Source organism: Pseudomonas sp. NPDC079086, from assembly GCF_044542155.1.
Taxonomy (GTDB): domain Bacteria; phylum Pseudomonadota; class Gammaproteobacteria; order Pseudomonadales; family Pseudomonadaceae; genus Aquipseudomonas.
The window spans coordinates 797920-807373 of the sequence record NZ_JBITTY010000001.1 but is presented as its reverse complement, the minus strand read 5'-3'; the positions used below and the strand labels follow the sequence as shown (position 1 = coordinate 807373).

Below are 9454 nucleotides of genomic sequence, written 5' to 3'. Positions count from 1 at the left end.
TTTTCTTTGTCCATCATTCAGCAAATGCATGGGCTGGCGTCCGCCCCACGCAAGGTGCAATCTGCACGCTAGCGTAACCACAACGAGGACTGAACAATGATCGGATACACCACTGTTGGCACCACTGACATGGAAAAAGCCAAGTCGTTCTACACACCCTTGCTGGCTGAAATGGGCGCCAAGATCGTCATGGATTTAGGCCGCATCGCCTTTTACGGCATCGCCAAGGGTCAGCCGATGTTTGCCGTCTGCATCCCCTATGACAAGCAAACGCCTACCCCAGGCAATGGCCAGATGATCGCCCTGCCCGGCGGCTCACGCGAAGGTGTGGACAAGCTCTACGCCAAGGCCATCGAACTGGGGGCAAGCTGCGAAGGCACGCCTGGCGAGCGCATACCGGGCTTCTACGGTGCCTATTTCCGTGATCAGGATGGTAACAAGCTGGCCTTCTACCATATGGGCTAAGCGTTAGCCCGGATCGACGCCAGTACCCGGCGGCTTGGCCGCCGGGGCAGGCTGCTGGGCCTTGTCGCCCCAGGCCTGGATATCCTCACGGCGTTTGCGGCTGTTGAGCTGGGCACGATCAATTGCTTCCTCGTACTGCGCCAACCAACTACGCGAACCCGGCAGCATATTGGCCAGGTCGCGCATACCGATCCTCAGTCCCTGCATCACCTGCTGATAATCGCGCTCCTGAGCCTGCAACACCTTGCTCACCTCACCAATGCTATTCGGGTTTTCTGCGCGCTCGAACATGCCAGTCAACTGCGATGCCTGCTGACTGGCCAGCAGTTCTTCCTGGTTACTCAGTGCACTTTGCTGCACCTCCAGCTGCTGCTCAAGCCGCAGGATCTGCTTTTCCAGGGCCTGAATACGCGGATCGTCACCCGCACTGAAAGCGCTATGGATATTCAACCCAACCGAAACCAGCATCAGGCTACCCAGCACCCCGGCCAGCGCCAGGATAAACAGGCGGTTGCGCTTGCCAGCGGTGGTCAGCAGCTGCAGCCGCTCTTCCTCGCTGAGTGCACCACCTTCGGCCTCTTGCGTTTGACTTTTCATGACTCGACCAGTTTGTGACGTTCGAAAATTGACGCACTGTTCATCTGCACAATAGCACCGTGCCAGCTTTTTGCTTAGACCCGTCTAGGGTATAAGACGCTCCCGTATACCCCGTGATAATGAGGCAGACACCGTGGAAGAAGTCATCGAACAGTTGCGCGAACTCAACGAGCCGGTGCCCGTCCCGCTGGAGTTGCCGGAAGAAGAAACCCTGGTGGAGATTCAGGAGCAGATCCTTATCCACCTGCCCTTCGCCCTGCGTGAATACCTGCTGCAGGTCAGCGATGTGGTCTACGGCCGCCTGGAGCCGGTGACCGCTGCCGACCCGCAATCGCACACCTACCTGCCGGAAGTCGCCGCCACCGCCTGGTCCCTCGGTGTGCCGCGTGAGTTCGTGCCGTTGTGCGAAGACCACGGCAACTACTACGTAGTGGAAGAAGACGGCACCGTGCTGCTGTGGGAAGCCGACACCACCGAAATCAACGAAGACGAAAGCTGGGAATCCGTCTGGCACTGGGTGCGTGACGTCTGGCTGGAAAGCTAAGCATTCTTAAGATCTGCTGTGCGGCCCTGCGACGTTGATCACGACGTAGGGCCGCAGGCGCTTCAAGGCAGATAAATCCGAAACACCCCGCCACCCAGCGGCGCGCCGTTGGCCAGTTCGATATGGCCACGTACGCCATTGCGCTCATGCAGCTCGGCGATGCGCCCGGCAAAGTACAGACCCAGTCCGGTGCTGCCGGTGCTGTGTTTGAGGCCAAGCACATAGTTGGATTGCTGACTGAGCATCTCCTGCGGGTAGCCCTGGCCATCGTCACAGATCGCTAACACCAGCTTGCCATTCTCCTCCCAGGCTTGAATCAGCAGTGCGCTGTGGGCGTAGCGGATGGAGTTGGTGACGATATTGGCGACCACCGAGCCAAGCAGTTCTTCATCGAAGAAACCCATCAGGTCGAAACTTTGTACCTCACAACGCGCGCTGATCTGCCGACTTTCCAGCACTTCAAAATGCCGCGCCAGCTGGGCCTGAAGAAAGTCCTCAACCTCGTGATACCCAGGCCGCATGGGCAGCTGGTTAACGCCAAGCTTATACAGGCCGAGCAGTTGCACCAGCATGCCGTTGAGGCGGGCGAATTCGTAATCGATCACCCCCAACTCAGCGGCGGCCTGGAGTTCCGGCGGGAGCTGCGCCTGCCATTGGGCGTGGGCGCGAGTGAGCATGGCCAGGGAGTTCTTCATGTCATGTACGGTGGAGGCGATCACCGTGGAGAAATCCAGCCCACCGGGGTTATCACTCATTGGCCAGTCGCCCGCCGCTGCAGCTGCTGGTAACGCGCATGCCGGGCATCCGTTTCGGGCATCTGGCTGACCACCTCCAGGCAGCGCCGGGATTCTTCCAGCAGGGCCTCTGACATCTCGCCACCAGCCGATTGCAGCAGCGACTGCGCAGTATTGAGGGCGATGCTGATATTTTTCGGCTGCAGGGCAAAGGCCTGACGGAACAGCCGGAGAGCCTCCTCGAACTGCTTCTGCTGGTAGCAGCGCACACCCTGGCGGTTGAGTTCCACGGCCTCTTTGCCGCCGGAGAGAATGTCGGCGTTGTCGGTCTGCCGGGCCACGCCCTGCATCACCTGCGGATCGTCGCCGTAGACCTCAACACAGGTTTTCAGCAGGGCATCACTGGCTGCAGTCTGGCCTAAAGCACGTAGCTGGCCGGAGACGTTGAGTGCGGTATCGGCGGCAAAAAACTGTGGCAATTTTTCCATCGCAGCGGCGGCTTCGGCGGCCAGTTGCGCGGCACGCTTGGGTTCACCGGACTTATTCAGGCTGCTAGCCAGGGCCAGGCGTGAACGCACCTGCACATTGGGGTCATTGGCGTAGGTCTTGTCCAGCTCGCCGAGGGCCTGGTTGACCTCGATCTGCAGGCGCTTATCGAGCGTACCGTCGCCGGCTTGGGCGGTAATCGCCTGGGCCAGGCCGAGGTAGTTTTCCGGACTCTTGAACTTGGAAGTACGGCCCTGCTCCATGGCTTGTCGATAGGCTTTGCCGGCGCTGTCAAAATCCTGGTTATCCAGCGCCAGCTTGCCCAGCTGCATCTGCCGACGGATTGCCAGCGGCGCGAGCTTTACCGCATCTTCCAAGGCCTGCTGGGCACGCTGACTTTCGCCCTGGGCCAGCAGCACGGCGGCCAGACCGTCATACAGCGACGGCATCATCGGGAACAGTTTCAGCCCCTGCTCGTAGAGGCTTTGCGCACGGCTCAGCTCGCCGCGTTTGTGCAGCAGACTGGCCAACGCCACCTGCGCCCAGGGCAACGGCCGTTCGGCTAAGACGCCATTGAGCAGCTGCTCCAGCTCATCCAGCCGGCCCAGCTCGCGCAGCGCCGTGGCCTGGTAGCGCTGACACAACGGCAGGTAGCGTTTGTCCTGCTGGCTGAGGGTTTTGCAGGCATCCAGGACGGCGGCCGAGTCCTGTTTGTCGAGGCCCTGAAGAATGCCCTTGAGCGCGGTCTTGCGCTCGACCAGCTTATCCAGGCGCTGATCGAGGCTGGCGCGATTAAATGGCTTGGTCAGGTAGGCATCGGGCTCGTGCTCCAGGGCGCTGAGCACCATAGCCTGGCTGCTTTCAGCAGTGACCATGACGAAGATGCACTGGTGGCTGATCAACTTGCCGGAGATCAACTCTTCCAGCACCTGCTGGCCATTCTTGCCGCCACCCAGGTTGTAGTCATGCAGGATGATGTCGTAGCGCTTGTTGCGGCACATGCTCAGGGCTTCTTCACCCCGATCAGCGGTGTCCACATCACGCGCGCCCATGTCCCGCAGCATGGACTTCAGCGAGCTGCGGAAATCGGTAAAGTCATCGACAATCAGGATGCGTTTACTGCCGTAATCCAGCATTGAAGAGCCCTTGTACTGTCGTCTCAGAATCGCATCAGTGTAGTTGTCGGCACACCCACTGCCAGCCTATAAGCGCTGCGCCGGTTCCAGGTCGAGCAGATTGAGCAGGAAGCGCGCGAAATAGGTCAGGTCCTGTTCCATGGCCTGGCGCGCGGCCTTGGCGTCACCAGCTTCGATGGCGGTAAAGGCCTCTTCGTGAAAGTCGTTAAGGCGCAACGACAGGTCCGCACCCGTAAACAGCTGGTTGAAAAACGGCCCAACCTGCAGCCACAACGACTCAATGCTGCGCAACAGCACCGGGTTGCCACAGGCGCTGTAGAGGTGCAGATGAAACTGGCTGTTGGCATTCAGGTAAGCCTGCACCTGGCGCTGCTCGATGGCCTGATCCATACGCACCACGCAATCGCGCAACTCAGCCAGATTGGCCGGCGTCAGGCGCGGTGTGGCCAATTCTACGGCCAGGCCTTCAAGGCCCAGACGCACCTGAAAGATATTCTGGTAACGCTCGCGGGTCATCGGCGGTACGCGCACCGAGCGCTGCGGCTCGCCTTCCAGCGCGCCCTCGGCGACCAGGCGCTGCAAAGCGGCGCGTACCGGCATCGGGCTGGTGCCCCATTCGGCAGCAAGATCGCGGATTTTCAAGCGCTCACCGGGCTGGAAACGCCCAGCCAGCAGGCCTTCACGAATACGTTGGTAGAGCTGGTCCTGCAGATTGTCGGCCATGGTCGTTCAGCCCCGTAGCGGTGGCGCGGGCAGTTGGGCGAGGGTCAGCGAGCAGTTATGCATGGGGTTCTCCGAAATTCAGGAAATTGGCCTGAGTGGTGCTGCTAGAGGCAGGCTAGGCGCAGGAATACTGGAAAAACAGTCAATGAGCATTTTCGAGTATCCCTGCAACAACGCCTGACCGACGCAAAAGCGCTCACGGCGCCTTGTTCTCGACCAGGCAGTTACCGCCATCCACCACCAGCACTTCACCGGTGATATAGCTGGCCTCCGGCGAGGCAAGAAAGGCTACCGCCGCCGCCACTTCCTCAGGCCGACCGGCGCGACCCAGCGGGGTGTACTCGGCGGCATGGCGTTCTTCGTCGGTGCTGGAGCCGGTGGCAATCCACCCCGGTGCCACGCTGTTGACCGTAATGCCCTGCTTTGCCACTTCCAGCGCCAACCCCATGGACAGGCCGAGCATGCCAGCCTTGGCCGCGCTGTAGGCCGCCTCACCAGGGTTGCTGCCACGGGTGCCGGTGGTCGAGCTGATATTGACGATGCGCCCATAGCCGCGCGCACGCATGCCCGGCAGCACCGCGCGGGTGAGCAGAAAAGCAGTGCCAAGGTTGCGCGCGATGGACAAGTTCCAGGTCGCCAGATCCATGTCCGCCAACTCGGCGAACGGCTCGGGGCTGCCTTGCATGGCCATGCCAGCGTTGTTGACCAGAATGTCGATCTGCCCCCACTGCGCCTGCGCCCAGTCGAGCAACTCGGCGACCTGCTGTTCATCGGTCAGATCTGCCGCCTTGGCCCGTACGTCTATACCTTCTGCACGCAGTTCAGCGGCGCGTAGCTCGACCCGCGCACTGCTAGCAGTCAGTAGCACTCGCGCCCCGGCAAGGCCTAGGCGGCGAGCAATCGCCAGGCCGATGCCCGACTCACTGCCCGCACCGCTGATCAGCGCGACTTGTTGTTCAAAGACCATTCCTCAACATCCTGTGATCACAAATATGGAGTTAATCTAGCAATAAAGCCTGATTAAACCAATGCTTGAGTTTTCTGTGATCACAAAATAGCATGTGCAGATATTCGAACGAGGTGTTCAACATGACTGCCAGTGGTATCAGCCCATCCGCCGTAGAAGCTTTCGCCCAGCGCGAGCGTGAGCGTTTTATCGCGCGCAATCCAAAATCCGTGGCCCTAGCCGAACGGGCGCGCAACTCGCTGTACGGCGGCGTGCCGATGCACTGGATGGCCGACTGGTCGACGCCGGTGCCGCTGTTCGTCGAGCGTGCCAAGGGCGCACGCTTCTATGACGTCGACGGCCACGAATACATCGATTTTTGCCTGGGCGACACCGGCACCATGTTCGGCCACTCGCCGGACCCGATCGCCAAGGCCATTGCCGAGCAAGGCAATAACGGCCTGACCACCATGCTGCCGGGTGAAGACGCCGTAGTCTGCGGCGAGCTGCTGGCCGCGCGTTTCGGCCTGCCGTTCTGGCAGGTCACCGCTACCGCCACTGACTCCAACCGCTACGTGCTGCGCTGGGCGCGCGCGATTACCGAGCGCAAAACCCTGCTGGTGTTCGACGGCTGCTACCACGGCACCGTCGATGACGTGATGGTGCGCTGCATCGATGGCGAAACCGTGCCGCGCTCCGGCCTGCTCGGCCAAGCTTATGACCTGACCCAGCACAGCCGCTCGATCCCGTTCAACGATGTGGCGGCGCTGGAAGCCGCATTGGCTCAAGGCGATGTTTGCGCCCTGCTCTGCGAGCCGGCGATGACCAATATCGGCATGGTTTTACCCGAGCCGGGCTTTATGCAGAAATGCCGCGAGCTGACCCGTAAATACGGCGCGCTGTTGATCATCGACGAGACCCACACCATCTCCACCGATATGGGTGGCTGCACGAAATTGTGGAACCTCGAACCGGACTTCTTTGTGGTCGGCAAACCGATTGCAGGTGGCGTGCCGTGCGGCATCTTCGGTTGCAGCGCAGCGATGGCCGAGGCCATGACTGCCGCGCGCCAACGCGCCAGCGAAAACAGCCACGGCCATGGCCACAGCGGCATGGGCACCACGCTGTCCGCCAACGCCCTGGCCATGCACTGCATGCGCGCCAACCTGGAACAGGTGATGACCCAGGCCGCTTACGCACACATGCTACCGCTGGCCAAACGCCTGGCCGATGGCTTCCGCTCGCTGATCGGCAAGCACGACCTGAAGTGGTCGGTGACTGAACTGGGCGCACGCAGCGAATTCCAGTTCTGTCCGGTATCACCGAAGACTGGCGCCGAGGCTGAAGCGGCATTTCACGATGAACTGCAGATGGCCCTGCACCTGTATCTGATCAACCGCGGCATCCTGATCACCCCGTTCCACAACATGACCCTGTGCTGCCCAAGCACCACAGAGGCCGATGTGGATCAGTTGATCAGCATGCTCGACCAGGCCCTCACCGAGCTGCTGGCGATTCCCGGCGCCCGCGAATAATTCCATCGATCCTGTAGGAGCGGCCTTGGCCGCGATGCTTTTGCTTACCGGCCATCGCGGGCAAGCCCGCTCCTACACAAGCCGTTTGCCCGGCCAATAACGAGATAACCACCATGCAATGCGCCAATATCCAGGAAGCCCACGACTTCCTTGCCAAGCACCCCGAGGTGCGTCTGATTGAGCTGATGCTGATCGACGCCAACGGCATCCCACGCGGCAAGCTGCTGCATCGTGACGAACTGCTGGCCATCTACGAGAACGGCCGACCGCTGCCCAGCTCAATTCTGGCGCTGACCATTCAGGGCGAGGACGTGGAAGAAAGCGGTCTGGTCTGGGAAGTGGCCGACGCCGACTGCTGGACTTACCCAATCCCTGGCAGCCTAACCCTGCAACCCTGGCGCAGCACACCGACCGGCCAGCTGCAGGTAAGCATGCACCCGACTCAAGGCCTGCCCGCTGCGCCGGCTGATCCACGGCATGTGCTGATCCGCGCCATCGACCGGCTCAAGGCCGACGGCTACCACCCGGTAATGGCGGTGGAACTGGAGTTCTACCTGCTGGATAAAAACCGTGATGCCAATGGCCGTCCACAACCCGCACTGCAAGCCAACGGCGTGCGCCCCCAAGCGCCGCAGGTGTATGGCGTGTACGAACTGGAGCAGCTGCAGCCGTTCCTCGATGACCTCTACAGCGCCTGCGAAGTGCAGGGTCTGCCGGTACGCACGGCGATTTCCGAATACGCGCCAGGCCAGGTCGAGCTGACCCTGGAACACCGCTTCGACGCGCTGCAGGCGATCGATGAAGGCGTGCGCTACAAACGCCTGGTCAAAGGCGTGGCCAACAAGCACGGGCTACAGGCCTGCTTTATGGCCAAGCCGTTCGGCGACCAGGCCGGAAGTGGTATGCATATGCACGTCAGTCTGGCCGATGAGCACGGCAATAACTTGATGGCATCGGAAGACCCGCACGGCACGCCGCTGCTGAAACATGCCATCGGCGGCATGATGGCCACGCTCAACGACGCCCTGGCAATCTTCTGCCCCAACGCCAACTCCTACCGCCGCTTCCAGGCCAATAGCTACGCGCCACTGGCCAAGAGCTGGGGCGTGAATAACCGCACCGTGTCGTTCCGTGTACCCGGTGGCCCAGCCAAGAGCCGCCATGTGGAGCACCGCATCTGCGGCGCCGACGCCAACCCATACCTGGCGGCCGCAGCGATCCTTTCCGGCATCCACCACGGCATCAAAAACCAGATCAACCCGGGCGAAGAGATCGTCGGCAACGGCTACGAGCAGGCCCGCGAAACCCTGCCCACCGACTGGCTGACCGCCCTGCGCGCCCTGGAACACTCAACTTGGGCCAAAGAGGCGCTGGGCGAGGAGTTCCTCAAGGTGTTCCTGGCAATCAAGTGGGCCGAATTCCGCCAGTTTATGGGCGAAGTCGGCGAGCAGGACTGGCGTTGGTACCTGACCCACGCCTGACGGCTAGGGCGGTACCAGCTACGCTGTACAGATTCTGAGCACCCTGGAGTGGCCCATGCGCCTCTGCATTATCCTGGCCTGCTGGCTGTACAGCGCACTCGCAACGGCCGAACCGTTACGCGTGGGCCTGGAAAACCATGACTACTACCCCTACTACAAAGCTGTGGAAGGGCAAGCATTCGACGGTTACTGCATTGACTTGCTAAAGGCCTTTGCCAAACACGAAGGCCTTGAACTCGAGCTGCGCCCACAACCGGTTAATCGCCTGTACCGCAATATGCTCGGCGAGCAGAGCCTCGACCTGCTGTTCCCCGACAACCCCGCCTGGTCGCGGGAAGCTCGAGACGGCCAGACGCTGTATTACAGCCAGCCAGTGGTGCAGATTGTCGACGCCACCCTGGTACGTCGCGAACAACTTGCAAAGGGCCTGTCAGCGATCAAGCGAGTAGGAATCGTGCGCGGGTTTACCGCTGAAGCCTGGCAACCACTGCAAAGTAAGCACGCCATCGAACTGGTGGAAGTGCAGGATATTCAGAGCATGATCCGCATGCTCGAACGCAATCGCCTGGATGCGATCTACGCCAATCCACAGGTGGTACAGCATCATATGCAGCTGCTTGGTATTGCTCCTGAGCTGCTGCAGCGCGACCCACAGCTACCGCAGATCAGCACGAGCTTTCACCTGAGCAGCTACAAGTATCCGGAACTGATCAAGCGCTTTGATCGCTTCCTGATCGATGAAGCGCCCATGCTCAGCCAGCTGCATCAGCACTACGGCCTACCCTGATCGACACAGCCGCCCCGCCC

The 9454-nt window shown here is 61.0% G+C and carries 10 protein-coding genes; 5 read left to right on the top strand and 5 right to left on the bottom strand.

The annotated features are described in order from the left end of the window. Positions 1–96 precede the first annotated feature (96 nt). A complete protein-coding gene (locus ACIGEK_RS03905) occupies positions 97–465 on the top strand; it encodes a VOC family protein (protein ID WP_397492037.1) in 369 nt (122 codons plus the stop codon). A gap of 3 nt (positions 466–468) precedes the next feature. Here ACIGEK_RS03905 and ACIGEK_RS03900 read toward each other — a convergent pair whose 3' ends face one another. Continuing rightward, positions 469–1062 carry a hypothetical protein gene (locus tag ACIGEK_RS03900; protein WP_397492036.1) on the bottom strand — a complete coding sequence of 198 codons (594 nt, stop codon included), beginning with the start codon at positions 1060–1062 and terminating at the stop codon, positions 469–471. A gap of 133 nt (positions 1063–1195) precedes the next feature. Here ACIGEK_RS03900 and ACIGEK_RS03895 point away from each other — a divergent pair, with 133 nt between their 5' ends. Continuing rightward, on the top strand, positions 1196–1606 hold the full coding sequence (locus tag ACIGEK_RS03895; protein WP_397492035.1) for an SMI1/KNR4 family protein: 411 nt from the start codon (positions 1196–1198) through the stop codon (positions 1604–1606). Positions 1607–1668: 62 nt separating this feature from the next. Here ACIGEK_RS03895 and ACIGEK_RS03890 read toward each other — a convergent pair whose 3' ends face one another. From ACIGEK_RS03890 to ACIGEK_RS03875, 4 genes are all read right to left on the bottom strand, one after another. Next, positions 1669–2361 (bottom strand): sensor histidine kinase, encoded by a 693-nt coding sequence (locus tag ACIGEK_RS03890; protein ID WP_397492034.1) that lies wholly within the window; start codon positions 2359–2361, stop codon positions 1669–1671. Continuing rightward, complete coding sequence (locus tag ACIGEK_RS03885; RefSeq protein ID WP_397492033.1) at positions 2358–3962, bottom strand: response regulator; 1605 nt, start codon at positions 3960–3962, stop codon at positions 2358–2360. The genes ACIGEK_RS03890 and ACIGEK_RS03885 overlap by 4 nt, the downstream gene beginning before the upstream one ends. Before the next feature lie 66 nt (positions 3963–4028). Beyond that, positions 4029–4685 carry a GntR family transcriptional regulator gene (locus tag ACIGEK_RS03880; RefSeq protein WP_397492032.1) on the bottom strand — a complete coding sequence of 219 codons (657 nt, stop codon included), beginning with the start codon at positions 4683–4685 and terminating at the stop codon, positions 4029–4031. 196 nt (positions 4686–4881) lie between these two features. Next, entirely contained in the window at positions 4882–5652 is a 771-nt protein-coding gene (locus tag ACIGEK_RS03875; RefSeq protein WP_397492031.1) for an SDR family NAD(P)-dependent oxidoreductase, read from the bottom strand. A 122-nt stretch (positions 5653–5774) separates the two neighbouring features. On the opposite strand from ACIGEK_RS03875, the gene ACIGEK_RS03870 reads away from it, so the two are divergent. From ACIGEK_RS03870 to ACIGEK_RS03860, 3 genes are all read left to right on the top strand, one after another. Further along, positions 5775–7166 (top strand): aspartate aminotransferase family protein, encoded by a 1392-nt coding sequence (locus tag ACIGEK_RS03870; protein WP_397492030.1) that lies wholly within the window; start codon positions 5775–5777, stop codon positions 7164–7166. 113 nt (positions 7167–7279) lie between these two features. Continuing rightward, positions 7280–8647 (top strand): glutamine synthetase family protein, encoded by a 1368-nt coding sequence (locus tag ACIGEK_RS03865; RefSeq protein ID WP_397492029.1) that lies wholly within the window; start codon positions 7280–7282, stop codon positions 8645–8647. A 55-nt stretch (positions 8648–8702) separates the two neighbouring features. After that, on the top strand, positions 8703–9434 hold the full coding sequence (locus ACIGEK_RS03860) for a substrate-binding periplasmic protein (protein WP_397492028.1): 732 nt from the start codon (positions 8703–8705) through the stop codon (positions 9432–9434). Positions 9435–9454 lie beyond the last annotated feature (20 nt).